The organism is Vibrio sp. 2-2(8) (genome assembly GCF_963888495.1).
Lineage (GTDB): Bacteria > Pseudomonadota > Gammaproteobacteria > Enterobacterales > Vibrionaceae > Vibrio > Vibrio anguillarum.
On record NZ_CAWPJM010000003.1, the window covers coordinates 58,267 to 75,836 of the forward strand.

Here is a 17,570-nt window from a genome sequence, read left to right on the forward strand (position 1 = left end):
ATGTTGTAGATGAGCTGAGGATATTACTAGAGGTACGAATACATGGTAGCTGCGTTGGCTAGACCAGGACGAGAGCTTGCTAAGCGATTGTTAATGATCCAGTCTGGCGCGGTTATTTTTGTGGCGGCAGGGATGGCGGTAGCTGTAAATGCTGAATGGGGCTTTTCTGCGCTGATTGGGGGTGGCATCTTTGTCATTGCCAATGCGGTTTTTGCGCTGTGTGCTTTTATGTTTAGTGGAGCTCGTGCTGCGAAGCAAGTCGCGGCCTCTTTCTACACTGGCGAAGTACTCAAGATCCTCATCACAGTTGCACTGTTCTGTGTTGCCTACATGTATATGCAGGTGGAACTCGTTCCCCTCAAACTAACCTATTTGCTGGCTCTAGGTATTAATATCTGTGCGCCAGTGCTATTCATTAACAACAAAAAATAGGATGAGTTATGGCTGCGCCAGGTGAAGCGCTAACATCGTCCGGATACATTGAACACCACTTGACGAACCTCTCTCTTGCGAAGATTTCTGAGCATTACGATTTGGGGCTGTCAATTAGTGAGACGAGTTTCTGGAACGTACATATCGATAGCCTGTTTTTTTCCTTGTTTACTGGCTTAATATTCCTATGGATATTTCGCTCTGTAGCAAAGAAAGCAACAGCGGGTGTACCCGGTAAGCTGCAGTGTTTTGTTGAAATATTGGTAGAATTTGTCGATCAAAACGTCAAAGACACCTTTCATGGACGCAATCCACTTATAGCACCGCTGGCACTGACTATCTTTTGTTGGGTATTGTTAATGAACATCATGGACTTAGTGCCCATCGATTTCTTACCGTATCCAGCACAACATTGGCTTGGTATCCCTTATCTAAAAGTGGTTCCGTCAGCTGATGTGAATATCACCATGGCTATGGCTCTAGGCGTATTTGCTCTGATGATTTACTACAGCATCAAAGTGAAAGGCCTAGGTGGTTTTGCGAAAGAATTAGCTCTACATCCATTCAATCACTGGACCATGATTCCGTTTAACCTACTTATTGAAGTGGTATCGTTACTTGCGAAACCTCTCTCACTCGGTATGCGTCTATTCGGTAACATGTTCGCAGGTGAGGTGGTATTTATTCTTATCGCAGCGATGCTACCATGGTGGCTACAATGGATGGGTTCACTACCGTGGGCGATTTTCCATATTCTGGTAATTCTGATTCAATCTTTCGTGTTCATGATGCTGACTATTGTTTATCTATCAATGGCACACGAAGATAGTGATCATTAATTTTTTAAAGCTTTTTATTTGGGCACATAAGCCAACAACTATAAATTGGAGATAGTAATGGAAACTTTACTGAGCTTTTCTGCAATCGCCGTAGGTATTATCGTCGGTCTTGCTTCTCTTGGTACAGCGATTGGTTTCGCACTTCTAGGCGGTAAATTCCTTGAAGGTGCTGCTCGTCAACCAGAAATGGCTCCTATGCTACAAGTTAAGATGTTTATCATCGCGGGTCTACTTGATGCGGTTCCTATGATCGGTATCGTAATTGCGCTTCTATTCACTTTCGCGAACCCATTTGTTGGTCAACTAGGTTAATCAACCGATCACACAAATTGATGATTTGTCGTTGATTAATACTTTTCGTTGGTGAACAAATAGAGGGGTAGCTGTTGTGAATATGAACGCAACTCTGCTAGGTCAAGCAATCGCGTTTGCACTGTTTGTGTGGTTCTGCATGAAATATGTATGGCCGCCAATCATGAATGCGATCGAAGAGCGTCAGAAGAAAATTGCTGACGGTCTTTCAGCCGCTGAGCGTGCTGCTAAAAACTTGGATCTAGCACAAGCCAACGCTTCTGAACAAATGAAAGAAGCGAAGCGCACTGCAACTGAGGTCATCGAACAGGCAAATAAACGTAAAGCTCAAATTTTAGACGAAGCACGTGAGGAAGCTCAGGCAGAACGCCAGAAAATCCTTGCTCAAGCGGAAGCTGAACTTGAATCTGAACGTAACCGTGCCCGCGATGAGCTGCGTAAACAAGTTGCAACTCTGGCTGTAGCTGGTGCTGAGAAAATCCTTGAGCGTTCTATCGATAAAGATGCGCACAAAGATATTCTCGACAACATTACTGCAAGACTTTAAGGATGGGGGCGCTTTATGTCTGATTTGACTACAATTGCACGCCCCTATGCTAAAGCAGCATTCGATTTTGCGGTAGAGAAAAAGCAACTTGACCAATGGGGTCAGATGTTAGCTTTTGCTGCCGAGGTCGCAAAGAACGAGCAAATGAAAGAGCTACTAACGGGCTCTGTTTCGGCTGAGAAATTAGCGGAAATTTTCATCGCAATTTGTGGCGAACAGTTTGATGTTTATGGCCAGAACCTGTTAAAGGTGATGGCTGAGAATGGCCGATTAAAGGCTCTTCCTGATGTTAGTGAACAGTTCTTTGCTCTGAAACAAGAGCATGAGAAGCAGATGGATGTTGAAGTGATTTCAGCAACTGAGCTTTCTGATGAACAGCTTGTCAATATCAGCACCAAACTTGAGCAGCGTCTTGAACGCAAAGTTCAGCTGAATTGCAGTATAGATGAGACCCTACTTGGTGGGGTTATAATTCGAGCCGGAGACCTTGTCATCGATAACTCAGCCCGCGGTCGTTTAAACCGCCTGAGCGATGCATTACAGTCTTGATGGGGATTGGAGCATGCAACTTAATTCCACGGAAATTAGCGATCTAATTAAACAACGTATCGAATCTTTCGACGTTGTTAGTGAAGCTCGCAATGAAGGTACTATCGTATCGGTAAGCGATGGTATCATTCGCATTCACGGCCTAGCGGACGTGATGCAAGGTGAAATGATTGAATTACCGAGTGGCCGTTATGCACTTGCACTTAACCTTGAGCGTGACTCGGTTGGTGCGGTTGTCATGGGCCCATATGCTGACCTTAAGGAAGGCATGAAAGTAACAGGTTCTGGTCGTATTCTTGAAGTGCCAGTTGGTCCTGAATTGTTAGGTCGCGTAGTGAATACACTCGGTCAGCCTATCGATGGTAAAGGTCCTATCGAAGCGAAATTGTCTTCACCTGTTGAAATGATTGCACCTGGTGTAATCGACCGTAAATCAGTCGATCAACCAGTACAAACCGGCTATAAGTCAGTTGACTCTATGATCCCAATCGGTCGTGGCCAACGTGAACTTATCATCGGTGACCGTCAAACTGGTAAAACAGCAATGGCGATCGACGCAATTATTAACCAAAAAGATTCAGGTATTTACTCTATCTATGTTGCGATTGGCCAAAAAGCCTCAACTATCGCTAACGTAGTACGCAAATTAGAAGAGCACGGCGCGCTTGCAAACACAGTTGTGGTTGTTGCATCGGCTTCTGAATCAGCGGCATTGCAATACCTTGCGCCATATGCAGGTTGTGCAATGGGTGAATACTTCCGCGATCGCGGTGAAGATGCACTGATTGTTTATGATGACTTATCTAAACAAGCGGTTGCTTACCGTCAGATCTCACTACTACTCAAACGCCCACCAGGCCGTGAAGCATTCCCAGGTGACGTTTTCTATCTCCACTCTCGTCTACTTGAGCGTGCTGCTCGTGTTAGCGAAGAGTATGTAGAACGTTTCACTAAGGGTGAAGTGAAAGGTAAAACCGGTTCTTTAACCGCTCTACCTATCATTGAAACACAAGCGGGTGACGTTTCAGCATTCGTACCGACTAACGTAATCTCGATTACCGATGGTCAGATCTTCCTACAAACTGAACTATTCAACGCGGGTGTTCGCCCAGCCGTTGACCCTGGTATTTCAGTATCTCGTGTAGGTGGTGCCGCTCAGACGAAAATCATCAAGAAACTGTCAGGTGGTATCCGTACCGCGCTTGCACAGTACCGTGAACTTGCTGCATTTGCTCAGTTCTCGTCAGATCTTGATGAAGCGACGAAGAGACAGCTAAACCATGGTCAGAAAGTAACAGAGCTGATGAAGCAGAAACAATATGCTCCGATGTCTGTGTTTGACCAAGCGTTGGTTATCTTTGCGGCAGAGCGTGGTTATTTAAATGATGTTGCGTTGAATAAACTGGCTGATTTTGAATCTGCTCTACTGTCGTATGCTCGTGGTCAATATGTTGATCTTGTAAAAGATATCGACAAATCGGGTGCTTATAACGATGAAATCGAAGCTCAGTTCAAGAAACTGGTTGACGATTTCAAGGCAACCCAGACCTGGTAATTGGTGGGTGACCTTAGGGTCACCACTGACCAATAACGGATTACCTTAAAAGAGAGTAAAACGATGGCCGGCGCAAAAGAGATACGTAATAAAATCGGTAGTGTTAAAAGCACGCAGAAAATTACGAAAGCGATGGAAATGGTAGCAGCTTCAAAAATGCGTCGTTCGCAAGACGGCATGGAAGCTTCTCGTCCATACGCTGAAACAATGCGTAAAGTGATCGGTCATGTGGCGAGTGCAAATCTAGAATATCGTCATCCTTATCTAGAAGAGCGCGAAGCCAAACGTGTTGGTTACATCATTATTTCAACAGACCGTGGTTTGTGTGGTGGTTTGAACGTGAACTTGTTCAAAAAAGCTCTACATGACATGAAAGATTGGTCGGAGAAAGGTGCTGAGGTTGAGCTGGCAATTGTGGGCTCAAAGGCAACGGCTTTCTTTAGAAACAGTGGCGCTAAAGTCGCTGCTCAAGTCTCTGGTTTGGGCGATAGCCCAACCTTGGAAGATTTGATCGGTTCCGTTGGTGTTATGCTGAAGAAATATGATGCAGGTGAGTTGGATCGCCTATACGTAGTGTTCAACAAATTTGTGAATACTATGGTTCAAGAACCAACGATCGATCAATTACTACCTTTGCCTAGATCGAATAGCGAAGAGATGAAACGCGAACATTCTTGGGATTACATCTATGAGCCTGAACCAAAGCCTCTACTCGATGCACTATTGCTGCGTTATGTAGAGTCTCAGGTTTATCAGGGTGTGGTTGAGAATCTTGCTTGTGAGCAAGCTGCTCGAATGATTGCGATGAAAGCAGCTACCGATAACGCAAGCAACTTGATTGATGATTTACAGCTTGTGTATAACAAAGCCCGTCAGGCGGCGATTACACAAGAACTATCGGAAATCGTTTCTGGTGCAGCAGCGGTTTAAGCTTAGGTAAAACAAACAGTTTAGAGGATTAACGATGGCTACAGGTAAGATCGTACAGATCATCGGTGCGGTAGTCGACGTAGAGTTCCCACAGGGCGAAGTACCAAGTGTTTACGATGCTCTGAATGTTGTGGATTCAAAAGAACGTCTCGTTCTTGAAGTTCAACAGCAGCTTGGCGGTGGCGTGATTCGCGCAATCGTAATGGGTAGCTCTGATGGTTTACGTCGTGGTTTGGTAGTTGAAAATACTGGCGCTCCAATTTCAGTACCAGTCGGTATTAAGACTTTAGGTCGTATCATGAACGTGCTTGGTGATGCGATTGATGAGCGTGGTGAAATCGGTGCGGAAGAGCTTTACTCTATCCACCGTCCAGCTCCAAGCTATGAAGAGCAATCAAACGAAACTGCTCTTCTTGAAACCGGTGTAAAAGTAATCGATTTGGTTTGTCCATTCTCTAAGGGTGGTAAAATCGGTCTATTTGGTGGTGCAGGTGTAGGTAAGACCGTTAACATGATGGAACTTATCAACAACATCGCACTGCAACACTCAGGTCTTTCAGTATTTGCGGGTGTTGGTGAACGTACTCGTGAAGGTAACGATTTCTACTATGAGATGCAGGAAGCAGGTGTTGTAAACATCGAAGAGCCTGAAAAATCAAAAGTAGCGATGGTTTACGGACAGATGAACGAGCCACCAGGCAACCGTCTACGTGTTGCACTGACGGGTTTGACAATGGCAGAACGTTTCCGTGACGAAGGTCGTGACGTACTTCTGTTCATCGATAATATCTACCGTTACACGCTTGCCGGTACGGAAGTATCAGCACTGCTAGGTCGTATGCCTTCAGCGGTAGGTTACCAACCTACTCTTGCAGAAGAAATGGGTGTGCTTCAGGAGCGTATTACGTCAACTAAGCAAGGTTCTATCACGTCTGTACAGGCGGTATATGTACCAGCAGATGACTTGACGGACCCGTCTCCAGCCACAACGTTCGCGCACTTGGATGCAACGGTTGTACTTAACCGTAACATCGCAGCAATGGGCCTATACCCAGCGATCGACCCACTCGATTCAACGTCTCGTCAGCTAGACCCACTTGTCGTAGGTCAAGAGCACTACGACATCGCTCGTGGTGTTCAGCAGACGCTTCAGCGCTACAAAGAGCTGAAAGACATCATTGCGATCTTGGGTATGGACGAGTTGTCTGAATCGGATAAGCAAGTTGTATCACGTGCACGTAAGATTGAACGTTTTCTAACTCAGCCTTATCACGTAGCTGAAGTATTTACAGGTGACCCTGGTGTTTACGTACCTCTAAAAGAGACGCTACGTGGCTTCAAAGGTCTTCTATCTGGTGAATACGATGACATTCCAGAGCAAGCGTTTATGTACTGCGGTACTATCGACGATGCGATTGAGAATGCTAAGAAGCTATAAGGCTAACTAGGAGGCGATATGGCAGCAATAACCTTTCACCTAGACGTCGTCAGTGCAGAGAAGAAAATCTTCTCTGGCCAAGTCGAAACGTTTCAGGTGACCGGTAGCGAAGGTGAACTGGGAATTTTCCATGGTCACACACCGCTGCTGACCGCTATTAAGCCTGGTATGGTGCGTATCGTTAAGCTACACGGCCACGAAGAAATTATTTATGTTTCGGGTGGTATTGTCGAAGTGCAACCGGGTACTGCTACAGTACTGGCTGATACGGCAATTCGTGGTGAAGAACTAGACGCAGCTAAGGCAGAAGAAGCCAAACGCAAAGCTGAAGAGAATATTTCAAATCAGCATGGCGATATGAACTTCGCACAAGCGGCCAGTGAACTGGCTAAAGCCATGGCTCAGTTACGAGTTATCGAGCTGACCAAAAAACGTCGTTAATGTGTTTTATAATTAAGACGTGATGTAAAAAGGCGACCTATAGGTCGCCTTTTTGCTTATTTTTTAACAGAAAATTATTTAGTTAAATTAACTATCTCTTTAATTACCGCTAAAATGCGGCTTAACTTTTTTAACGTCAATAGGTTGTCAATGAAATTTAGCGCAGTGATCCTCGCAGCAGGTAAAGGTACTCGAATGTATTCTAATATGCCTAAAGTGCTGCACACACTGGCGGGTAAGCCAATGGTGAAACACGTAATTGATACGTGCAATAGCTTAGGTGCCCAAAATATCCACTTGGTTTATGGTCATGGTGGTGAGCAAATGCAGCAAGCGCTTGCCGAAGAGTCGGTTAACTGGGTGCTGCAAGCGGATCAATTAGGAACTGGCCATGCCGTTGATCAAGCCTCGCCTCATTTCCAAGACGATGAGAAGATCCTCGTGTTGTACGGTGATGTTCCATTGATCTCGGAAGAAACCGTGGAAAGCTTGTTAGATGCACAACCTAATGATGGGATAGCCTTGCTGACAGTGGTACTGGATAACCCAACCGGTTATGGCCGTATCGTGCGTAAGCATGGCCCTGTGGTGGCAATTGTTGAACAAAAAGATGCCACTGATGAGCAAAAGTTAATTAAAGAGATCAATACGGGCGTGATGGTGGCAACGGGGCGCGATCTCAAGCGCTGGTTGTCAGGCTTAAGTAATGAGAACGCACAAGGCGAATATTATCTGACAGATGTTATCGCTGCCGCGCACAATGAAGGCCGCGCAGTTGAGGCTGTTCATCCTGCCAGCTCTATTGAAGTGGAAGGAGTAAATGATCGCGCTCAACTGGCTCGTTTAGAGCGTGCTTATCAAGCAACACAAGCGAAAAAGCTATTAGAACAAGGTGTGATGCTACGAGATCCTACGCGTTTTGATCTGCGTGGTGAATTACAGTGTGGGATGGATGTTGAGATTGATGCAAACGTCATCATCGAAGGGAATGTCTCTTTGGGTGATAACGTGATTATCGGCATGGGTTGTGTGCTTAAAGATTGCGAAATTGATGACAACACAGTGATCCGCCCATACAGCGTCATTGAAGGGGCAACCGTTGCAGAAAACTGTACCGTTGGGCCTTTTACCCGTTTACGTCCTGGTGCTGAACTGCGTAATGATGCGCACGTGGGTAATTTCGTGGAAGTAAAAAATACTCGTTTGGGTGAAGGTTCAAAAGCCAATCACTTAACTTATCTTGGTGATGCCGAAATTGGCCAGCGTGTTAATGTCGGAGCTGGCGTTATCACTTGTAATTACGATGGTGTCAATAAATTCAAAACCACAATTGGTGATGATGTGTTTGTCGGTTCAGACAGCCAGTTGATTGCTCCTGTAACGATCGCCAATGGTGCAACGATTGGTGCTGGCACTACGCTAAGCAGTAACGTTGCTGAAGGTGAGTTAGTCATCACTCGCGCGAAAGAGCGCAAAATCAATGGTTGGAAGCGTCCTGTTAAGCGTAGCTAACAAATGAACGATTAAAAAGCCGCTCATCATGAGCGGCTTTTTGTATCAGTTCTTATTAAAAGACTTACTCTTCATCGCTGACTACGCGTGCATTATCTGGTGCGGTGAAGTGTTGAGAAAGTTCGCGGTTCGAGACGATATAACCAATCCATAGCCCGCCCATACAAATCATAATTGCAATACCCGTCACCATTTGTGCTTGGCTGGCCAACGTTGCGACCAATGCGCTGGCTAAACTACTAACGCAGATTTGTAAGCTATTTTGTAAACCCGCTGCAGTGGCTGGGCTTTGTTTGGCACTCGATAGTGCGCGGTTCACGACGATAGGGTAAAGCGCTCCGTTGGCAACTGCTATTAAGCAAAACGGTGCCAAAATTGGCCAAATGGAGGTCAGTTGCCACTGTGATGCAATGAATACTAATAAAGTGGCAACGCTAAAGAGGCCAATCAACTGCTTGAGCACTTTTTCGTCACCAAATTTATTCACTCCAACCTTACCTAAGTAGCCACCAACCATGAAAGCGATCGTTTGAGGAATAAAACTTAAACCGATATCTTTAGCGGCATAACCAAGGCGTGCCATAATTTCTGGCATCCCAGTCAAGTAAGCAAAGAAGGCCGCAGAAGCGCAAGCAAACATCATCACGTTACCCAAGTAGGTTTTAGTGCTGAGCAGAGCTTTGATATCTTGCTTAATTGAGGTTTGTTTGGGTTGTGATTGTTCATTTTTTTGAGCAAAAGTACAGGCTACAAGCACAACGCCCATTAATGTCAATGTCACAAAAATACTGTGCCAACCAAAGTTATCGGCCAGTAAGACGCCTAATTGAGGTGCAAGCGCGGGTGAAAGCGCGACCAAAGGCATGATGGTGGCGAATATTTGCTGGCTTGTTTTAGCTGGGTAGCGTTGAATTACCATTGCTTGCCAGATCACTGCGGGAGCACACACCCCTAAAGCTTGCACAAAGCGCAACGCTAATAATTGCCACACCTGCTCGCTAAAAGCTAAACCAAATGATGCCAACGTGAAGAGAACTAGGCCAGCCGCTAAAGTGTTACGGTGACCATATTTATCGGAAGCTAAGCCCCACACCAGTTGACCTAATGCCATACCGACCAGAAAAACGGTGAGAGACAAGGCTATTTGCTCTGGCCCTGTGGCAAAGTCCATTTCCATCGCTTTAAAGGCAGGGAGGTACATGTCTGTGGCAATGAAGCCAAGCATAGAGAGCGCGGCTAAGTACAGCAACTGTAATTTTGATGCTTTCATTTTTATTACCATTCAAAAAAATTAATCAATATTTGGCGAGCATTAATCTATGCCAACCTTAATTTATCTACTCATCTATTCTATTTTTCGTTTAATATTAAATGAAACGCTAAATTTATTAGTTATTAATCAAAAAAATTGAAGGCTTATGTTTTCTAAATCCTCATTAGAAATGCTAGATACTGTCGCTCGGCTGGGTAGTTTTACTGCCGCTGCGGAGGTTTTGCATAAAGTGCCGTCAGCGATCAGCTACGGCGTTCGCCAAGTCGAACAAGATTTGGATGTGCTGCTGTTTCGCCGTTTACCTAGAAAGGTCGAACTGACGCCCGCTGGTGAGCTGTTTATGGTGGAGGCTCGCCAGTTGCTTAGGCAAATGGAAGAGATTCGTTCACAAACTAAACGCGCGGCGCATGGTTGGCAGAAAACGCTGAAATTGACGCTTGATAACGTGGTCAAACTCGACAAAATGAAACCGCTGGTGGAAGATTTTTATCGCACATTTGAGTTTGCTGAGCTGCAAATCAACATGGAAGTATTTAATGGCTCATGGGAAGCTATTGCGCAAGGTCGAGCTGACATTGTGATTGGTGCAACCTCTGCGATTCCTGTCGGTGGTGATTTTGAAGTGCGTGACATGGGTGTGTTGGATTGGGCATTTGTAATGTCTCCTCATCACCCTTGTGCTCAAGAGCCCTATTTAAGCGAAGATTTTGTCAGTCAGTTCCCGGCGATTTGTTTGGATGACACGTCAAGTGTATTACCCAAGCGGCATACGGATCACTACCCGCAGCAACGGCGCTTACTTTTACCGAATTGGTATAGTGCGATTGAATGCTTAAAAAATGAAGTCGGTGTGGGCTACATGCCAAGGCACATTGCACAACCTTTGATTGTTGATGGCGGGTTGGTTGAACGAGTTCTCACTGTTGATAAACTGCTTAGTCAATGCTGTTTAGTGTGGCGCAAAGATGATAATCATAAATTGATCGAGTGGATGGTAAATTATCTGGGCAATAGCGATCAACTTTATCGTGATTGGCTTCAAGCTAAATAACCTAATAAGAAGAGCCAGCAGTGCTGGCTCTTAAAAGACTCTTCAGTGAGAAGAAAAACAGAATGGTTATGGGCGCTCAAAAATAGTCGCAATGCCTTGGCCTAAACCAATGCACATCGTTGCTAGACCATATTTGGCGTCTTTCGCTTCCATCAAGTTAATCAATGTGGTTGAGATGCGCGTGCCAGAACACCCGAGAGGGTGACCCAGTGCGATCGCCCCTCCGTTTAGGTTAACCTTCTCATCCACTACATCGAGCAAACCAAGATCTTTCGCGCAAGGTAGAGATTGAGCTGCAAACGCTTCGTTTAACTCAATCACATCCATATCTTGCATGGTGAGGCCTGCACGCTGTAGCGCTTTATGGGTAGCCGGAACTGGCCCATAACCCATAATTGAAGGATCGCAACCAGCGACGGCCATTGATTTCACACGCGCGCGAATATTTAAGCCAAGCGCATTGGCTTTCTCTTCGCTCATGATCAACATTGCCGATGCGCCATCGGATAGAGCCGATGAGGTGCCTGCTGTTACAGTACCATTGGCTGGGTCAAAAACAGGACGTAACTGTGCTAGCCCTTCAACAGTGGTTTCCGGGCGGATCACTTCATCAAAATCCAGCGTGAACAGAGTACCATCTTCAGCATGAGCCTCGGTGGGAAGGATTTCATTTTTGAAGCGACCTTCAACGGTTGCTGCGTAAGCGCGTTGATGCGAACGAGCGGCAAAGGCATCTTGTTGCTCACGGCTAATGCCGTGCATTTTACCTAACATCTCAGCCGTTAACCCCATCATCCCCGCAGCTTTGGCAACGGTTTTTGACATGCCGGGATGGAAATCAACGCCATGGTTCATCGGTACGTGCCCCATATGCTCAACGCCGCCCACAAGGCAGATTTCAGCATCACCAACCATAATGGCGCGGGTGGCATCATGCAGTGCTTGCATTGATGAACCACATAAACGGTTAACGGTGACGGCACCAATTTCAATCGGCAAGCCAGCTAACAGTGCCGCATTACGCGCGACGTTAAAGCCTTGTTCTAAGGTTTGTTGCACACAACCCCAGTAGATATCTTCGATCTCTTTTGGGTTGACTTGTGGATTACGGGCTAAAATGCCTTTCATCAGATGTGCAGATAAATCTTCCGCACGAGTATGACGAAATGCCCCACCTTTTGAACGACCCATCGGGGTGCGTAGGCAATCAACAATTACGACATTTCTCTTATGTGAAGTCATTTGGACATCTCTCCTTAGATAGAACTTGCTTGTTGAGTACCGTAGAAGGTCTCGCCTTTTTCTGCCATATCAAGCAGCAGTTGAGGTACATGATACATCGCGCCCAATGCTTGGTATTGGCTTGCCATTGCAACGTAGTTTTGTAAACCAAGACTATCGAGATAGCGGAATACGCCGCCTCTAAAAGGAGGGAACCCCAAGCCGTACACCAACGCCATATCCGCTTCTTGGGGTGAGGCGATGATCTTCTCTTCTAAACAGAGTGCCACTTCATTGATCATCGGAATCATCATGCGCTCAATGATGGTTTGATCGTCAAAAGTACGTTTATCACCACATTCTACGTTAAGAACAGTGAGAACCTCTTCAGAGAAAGTTTTCTTCGGTTTGCCTTTCTTATCTAAAGTGTATTGATAGAAACCGCTGCCATTTTTCTGGCCATATTTATTGGCGTCAAATAGTGCATCAATAGCATCGCGGCCCTGTTTGCCCATACGTTCAGGGAAACCTTGTGCCATTACTGCTTGTGCATGGTGAGCGGTATCAATACCGACCACATCTAGAAGATAAGCTGGGCCCATTGGCCAACCAAACTTACGCTCCATCACTTTATCGATTTGAGTGAAATCAGCGCCATCGCGCAGTAATAAACTAAAGCCACCAAAGTAAGGGAAAAGTACGCGGTTTACGAAGAACCCAGGGCAGTCATTGACCACGATGGGGGATTTACCCATTTTGGCCGCGTAAGCGACAACTCGATTGATGGTTTCATCGGAAGTGTGTTCACCACGAATAATTTCCACCAATGGCATACGATGTACTGGGTTAAAAAAGTGCATACCACAGAAGTTTTCTGGACGTTTGAGTGATTTGGCCAGTAGGTTGATTGGAATGGTTGAGGTGTTCGAGGTGATAACCGCATCCTCACCAACATTGGCTTCGACTTCACTTAGTACCGCGGCTTTGATTTTCGGGTTTTCAACCACAGCTTCAACAATTACATCCGCTTGCTCAATCCCCGCATAATGCAGGCTAGGCGTAATCGATGCCAGCACGCTAGCCATTTTAAAACCATCAATTTTTCCGCGCTCTAGCTGCTTGTTGAGTAACTTAGATGCCTCGGTCATACCTAAATTAAGGGACGATTGAGCAATATCTTTCATCAAAACAGGCACGCCTTTTACTGCCGATTGATAAGCAATGCCGCCGCCCATGATACCCGCACCAAGTACAGCCGCTCGTCCGGTTTCTTTATTGGCTGATTTAACTGCTTTTTTTGCTAGTGCTTTAATATATTGGTCGTTGAGGAATAAACCGACCAAGGATTTCGCCGCTTCAGAATGAGCGAGCTTAACGAAGTGTTTACGCTCAATGGCCAATGCTTCATCACGGCTACAGCGCGCGGCTTCTTCTATTGCAATAACAGCGGTTATTGGCGCTGGATAATGAGGTCCGGCATGCTGTGCAACCAAGCCTTTGGCCATGGTGAAGCTCATCATGGCTTCTAATTTGCTGAGTGTCAGCGCGGACATTTTTTGCTGGCGACGCATTTTCCAATCAACGGTTTCATTGATGGCCGATGTGATGGTTTTGAGTGCTGACTCAAGCAGTTTGTCGCTATCAACAATCGCATCGAGCAGCCCAATTTTAAGGGCTTCTTCAGCACGACATGCTTTGCCTTGAGTGATCACTTCCATAGCATTGTCGGCACCAATTACACGAGGCAGACGCACACAGCCACCGAACCCCGGCATAATACCAAGCTTTGTTTCCGGTAATCCTATGCTGGTGGTCGCGTCACCAATACGGAAATCGGTAGCGAGTACACACTCACATCCACCGCCTAGCGCGTGCCCTGTTAAAGCGGCTAGTGTCGGAACGGGTAGATCTTCTAGTTTGTTGAAAATGCTATTGGCAAATTGCAGCCATTGGTCGAGTTCTTGCGCAGGTTTAGCAAAGAGACCTAAAAACTCAGTGATATCAGCCCCGACAATAAAAGATTCTTTATCGGAAGTAAGAATAAGGCCTTTCAGTCCTTGGTGGGCTTTTAGGGCATCAAGTGCATGGTTGAGCGATTCAAGAGTGGCAAGGTCAAGTTTGTTCACTGACTCCTTGGAGCAGAAACGCAACTCCGCAATACCATCTTGTAATTCCTTTACCTGTAGGGTGTTGGCTTGGTAAATCATTGTCTATCTCCGTGACATACAACCTTAAGATCGTGTGTGAGAGTTTTTGTTGTATTAATGGTTCTGGTTTGACCAGTCGGTTTAGTTTGACCTGAGGATTGTTTAATTTCAATACATTTTTTAAACAACTGTTTAACATTGAGTGCGAATGGAGATCAGCGCTGCTTTTTTAAGTGCACGTGTTACACTCTTGCCATCCGCTCGATCTATGATTTCACATGAACGAACAACCTTATTTAATTCCAGCGTTGCCCACCCAATTTGAAGAGGAAATCAAAAAAAGCCTCTTTATTACCTATTTGGCCCATACTCCGAGTGTAGATGCTGCCAAAGCCTTCGTTGCGCAAATAAAGACAAAACATAGCGACGCCAGACATAACTGCTGGGGCTTTGTTGCCGGACGACCGGAAGATTCGATGTTGTGGGGTTTTAGTGATGATGGTGAGCCATCAGGGACGGCGGGCAAACCGATATTGGCGCAGCTAGCCGGATCGAGTGTCGGGGAGTTAACGGCCGTCGTCACTCGTTATTATGGTGGGATTCGTCTTGGCACTGGTGGGTTAGTTAAAGCTTATGGTGGCGGAGTACAACAAGCACTCAAGCAGCTTCAAACTATTGAGAAAAAAATCACCACAAAATTATCCCTAACGTTAGACTACGGTTTTGTGCCGATTGCTCAATCCATCATCGCGCAGTATGAAGCATTAGAAGTCGAAGCCGATTATAAAGAACAGGTTAAATTTCTTGTTGAGATAGAATTGCGCCATCTTGATGCCTTTACTCAAACTATCATTAATAAAAGCGGTGCAAAAGCTGTAGTGACCGCCATAAAAAATAATTAGGAAGTCAGAAGCTTCGCTTCAGAAAAAGCAATGCAAATTCGATCTATTATTCGTATCGTCGGGCTTTTGCTCGCGCTATTTAGTGTCTCTATGCTTGCCCCTGCGCTGGTGGCTTTGCTGTACCGCGATGGTGCAGGTGTACCTTTTGTCACGACCTTTTTTGTATTGTTGATGTGTGGCGGTTTTTTTTGGTTTCCAAACCGCCGCTATCGACATGAATTGAAAGCCAGAGACGGTTTTTTAATCGTTGTACTGTTTTGGACGGTTATCGGTAGTGCGGGTTCATTACCATTTTGGTTAGCGGATAACCCTAATGTATCGGTGACGGATGCGTTTTTTGAATCGTTTTCAGCATTAACCACCACCGGAGCAACCGTCATTGTTGGGTTAGATGAATTACCTAAAGCGATTTTGTTCTATCGGCAGTTTTTACAATGGTTTGGTGGGATGGGGATCATCGTTCTAGCGGTGGCCATTTTGCCAGTATTGGGAATTGGGGGAATGCAGTTATATCGAGCAGAAATTCCAGGCCCGGTCAAAGATACTAAAGTCACTCCAAGAATCGCCGAAACCGCTAAAGCACTTTGGTACATCTATTTAAGCTTAACGATTGCCTGCGCGACTGCTTTTTGGGCAGCAGGGATGACCCTATTTGATGCGATTTGTCATAGCTTCTCTACGATCGCTATTGGTGGGTTTTCGACTCATGATGCAAGCATGGGGTATTTTGACAGTTATGCGATCAATTTAATTACAGTTGTTTTTTTGCTCATTTCAGCCTGTAATTTTACGCTCCATTACGCGGCGTTTGCGACAGGTGGTGTTCATCCAAAATATTACCTTAAAGATCCAGAGTTTAGAGCTTTCGCTCTTATACAAGTCATTTTGTTTGCGGTTTGCTTTTCGATTTTACTCAAACACCATTCTTACGACTCTTTTTATGACGCTTTTGATCAGGCGCTATTTCAAACGGTATCCATTTCGACGACGGCAGGCTTTACCACAACAGGTTTTGCAGATTGGCCGTTATTCTTACCTGTATTATTGCTGTTTTCTTCATTTATAGGTGGGTGTGCTGGCTCTACGGGCGGTGGCATGAAAGTGATCCGTATCTTATTGCTTACCTTACAAGGTGCTCGTGAGATGAAACGCCTTATCCACCCAAGAGCCGTGTATACGATTAAGGTGGGCGGAAGTGCTCTTTCACAGCGAGTTGTTGACGCGGTTTGGGGATTTTTCTCAGCGTACGCACTGGTCTTCGTGGCGTGTATGTTGGCATTGATCGCAACAGGAATGGATGAACTGAGTGCATTTTCTGCCGTCGCTGCAACATTGAATAACTTAGGGCCTGGATTGGGTCAAGTCTCCGTACACTTTGCGGATGTTAATGACAGTGCAAAATGGGTATTGGTTGTTTCGATGCTCTTTGGTCGCTTAGAAATTTTTACACTATTAATACTGCTTACCCCTACGTTTTGGCGCAGTTAAGGATATCCCGTGCAAAAAGCTCTTTTTCTCTATTCTTCCCGTGAAGGTCAAACCAAGAAAATTCTTAACTATATAAAAGAGGAACTTTCTGAGTTTGATTGCGAACTTGCCGATTTACATCAAATTGAGGATATTGATTTAGCTCTTTACGATCGAGTCTTAATTGGTGCTTCTATTCGCTACGGACATTTAAATAAAAAGCTTTATCAATTTATAGAAAAACATGCCGAGCAATTAGCACTCGCTAAAGCGGCGTTCTTTTGTGTCAACTTAACTGCAAGAAAAGAAGCGCAGGGTAAAGATACTCCAGAAGGAAGTGTCTATATTAAAACCTTTCTCAGTAAATCAGCATGGCAACCCAAGCTAATCGGAGTTTTCGCTGGTGCTCTTTACTATCCACGTTATCACTTTTTCGATAAGGTGATGATTCGTTTCATCATGTCATTGACTGGCGGTGAAACTGATACCTCAAAAGAAGTTGAATACACAAACTGGCAAAAAGTATCTCTTTTTAGTGATAACTTTAAAAAATTGTAAATAAAAAGTCGATTTTTAGCGTCTTTTGGCTTTTTTCTGTTCGAACAAATAGAAAATCAAAAAAAACAGCAAAAAGGGGTTGCCAACGTGACGGCGATCTCTATAATGCCGCCTCACTGACACGGCACAGCCAGTAAGGGTTCAAGCCCAATTAGCCAGCCAATCAGTAGGTCAAATCAGTAAGACGAAATAATTTAATAAAGTGTTTGACACTTTCCATTATCTCGCTAGAATGGCCGCCTCTTCAAAGGAAGCCTCGGCAATCCAGCGAAGAACGCTCTTTAACAATATAAACCTATCAATCTGTGTGGGCACTCGTTGATGATAATCAAAAAAGATTTATCAATGAACTGAGTGACCAATCAGAATCAAGTTTACTTGATTTTGGCACAGTCA

At 45.2% G+C, this 17,570-nt stretch carries 17 protein-coding genes; 14 read left to right on the plus strand and 3 right to left on the minus strand.

The window, feature by feature from the left end:
* The first annotated feature begins 42 nt into the window (after nt 1–42).
* From AACV12_RS01430 to glmU, 10 genes are all read left to right on the plus strand, one after another.
* Nucleotides 43–432: a F0F1 ATP synthase subunit I gene (locus AACV12_RS01430; protein WP_013855588.1), complete on the plus strand. Its 390-nt coding sequence runs from the start codon at nt 43–45 to the stop codon at nt 430–432.
* 8 nt (nt 433–440) lie between these two features.
* Complete coding sequence (gene atpB / locus AACV12_RS01435; RefSeq protein ID WP_013855589.1) at nt 441–1,271, plus strand: F0F1 ATP synthase subunit A; 831 nt, start codon at nt 441–443, stop codon at nt 1,269–1,271.
* 57 nt (nt 1,272–1,328) lie between these two features.
* Entirely contained in the window at nt 1,329–1,583 is a 255-nt protein-coding gene (gene atpE, locus AACV12_RS01440) for a F0F1 ATP synthase subunit C (RefSeq protein WP_002540812.1), read from the plus strand.
* 76 nt (nt 1,584–1,659) lie between these two features.
* Nucleotides 1,660–2,130 (plus strand): F0F1 ATP synthase subunit B, encoded by a 471-nt coding sequence (atpF, locus tag AACV12_RS01445; RefSeq protein ID WP_013855591.1) that lies wholly within the window; start codon nt 1,660–1,662, stop codon nt 2,128–2,130.
* Nucleotides 2,131–2,145: 15 nt separating this feature from the next.
* Nucleotides 2,146–2,679, plus strand: coding sequence for a F0F1 ATP synthase subunit delta (gene atpH / locus AACV12_RS01450; RefSeq protein WP_013855592.1), 534 nt, complete (start codon nt 2,146–2,148; stop codon nt 2,677–2,679).
* A 13-nt stretch (nt 2,680–2,692) separates the two neighbouring features.
* A complete protein-coding gene (gene atpA, locus AACV12_RS01455; RefSeq protein ID WP_026027662.1) occupies nt 2,693–4,234 on the plus strand; it encodes a F0F1 ATP synthase subunit alpha in 1,542 nt (513 codons plus the stop codon).
* Between the two features lie 63 nt (nt 4,235–4,297).
* A complete protein-coding gene (gene atpG / locus AACV12_RS01460) occupies nt 4,298–5,164 on the plus strand; it encodes a F0F1 ATP synthase subunit gamma (protein ID WP_013855594.1) in 867 nt (288 codons plus the stop codon).
* Nucleotides 5,165–5,198: 34 nt separating this feature from the next.
* Entirely contained in the window at nt 5,199–6,602 is a 1,404-nt protein-coding gene (atpD, locus tag AACV12_RS01465) for a F0F1 ATP synthase subunit beta (protein ID WP_010319968.1), read from the plus strand.
* 18 nt (nt 6,603–6,620) lie between these two features.
* A complete protein-coding gene (locus tag AACV12_RS01470) occupies nt 6,621–7,043 on the plus strand; it encodes a F0F1 ATP synthase subunit epsilon (protein ID WP_013855597.1) in 423 nt (140 codons plus the stop codon).
* A 150-nt stretch (nt 7,044–7,193) separates the two neighbouring features.
* A complete protein-coding gene (glmU, locus tag AACV12_RS01475; RefSeq protein ID WP_026029111.1) occupies nt 7,194–8,555 on the plus strand; it encodes a bifunctional UDP-N-acetylglucosamine diphosphorylase/glucosamine-1-phosphate N-acetyltransferase GlmU in 1,362 nt (453 codons plus the stop codon).
* A gap of 64 nt (nt 8,556–8,619) precedes the next feature.
* Here the strand turns inward: glmU and punC are convergent, their stop codons facing one another.
* Nucleotides 8,620–9,825: a purine nucleoside transporter PunC gene (gene punC, locus AACV12_RS01480; RefSeq protein WP_170901330.1), complete on the minus strand. Its 1,206-nt coding sequence runs from the start codon at nt 9,823–9,825 to the stop codon at nt 8,620–8,622.
* A 148-nt stretch (nt 9,826–9,973) separates the two neighbouring features.
* Here punC and punR point away from each other — a divergent pair, with 148 nt between their 5' ends.
* Nucleotides 9,974–10,879 carry a DNA-binding transcriptional activator PunR gene (punR, locus tag AACV12_RS01485; RefSeq protein WP_017044110.1) on the plus strand — a complete coding sequence of 302 codons (906 nt, stop codon included), beginning with the start codon at nt 9,974–9,976 and terminating at the stop codon, nt 10,877–10,879.
* A gap of 66 nt (nt 10,880–10,945) precedes the next feature.
* Here punR and fadA read toward each other — a convergent pair whose 3' ends face one another.
* Both fadA and fadB read right to left on the minus strand, forming a co-directional pair.
* Entirely contained in the window at nt 10,946–12,121 is a 1,176-nt protein-coding gene (gene fadA / locus AACV12_RS01490; protein WP_170901332.1) for an acetyl-CoA C-acyltransferase FadA, read from the minus strand.
* A 14-nt stretch (nt 12,122–12,135) separates the two neighbouring features.
* A complete protein-coding gene (gene fadB, locus AACV12_RS01495) occupies nt 12,136–14,307 on the minus strand; it encodes a fatty acid oxidation complex subunit alpha FadB (RefSeq protein ID WP_170901334.1) in 2,172 nt (723 codons plus the stop codon).
* 218 nt (nt 14,308–14,525) lie between these two features.
* Between fadB and AACV12_RS01500 the strand changes: the two genes are divergently transcribed.
* From AACV12_RS01500 to hemG, 3 genes are read left to right on the plus strand one after another with little or no spacing between them, the layout of a single operon-like run.
* Complete coding sequence (locus tag AACV12_RS01500; protein WP_013855603.1) at nt 14,526–15,149, plus strand: YigZ family protein; 624 nt, start codon at nt 14,526–14,528, stop codon at nt 15,147–15,149.
* A 30-nt stretch (nt 15,150–15,179) separates the two neighbouring features.
* A complete protein-coding gene (locus tag AACV12_RS01505; RefSeq protein ID WP_017046377.1) occupies nt 15,180–16,637 on the plus strand; it encodes a TrkH family potassium uptake protein in 1,458 nt (485 codons plus the stop codon).
* 9 nt (nt 16,638–16,646) lie between these two features.
* Complete coding sequence (gene hemG, locus AACV12_RS01510) at nt 16,647–17,174, plus strand: menaquinone-dependent protoporphyrinogen IX dehydrogenase (RefSeq protein ID WP_013855605.1); 528 nt, start codon at nt 16,647–16,649, stop codon at nt 17,172–17,174.
* Nucleotides 17,175–17,570 lie beyond the last annotated feature (396 nt).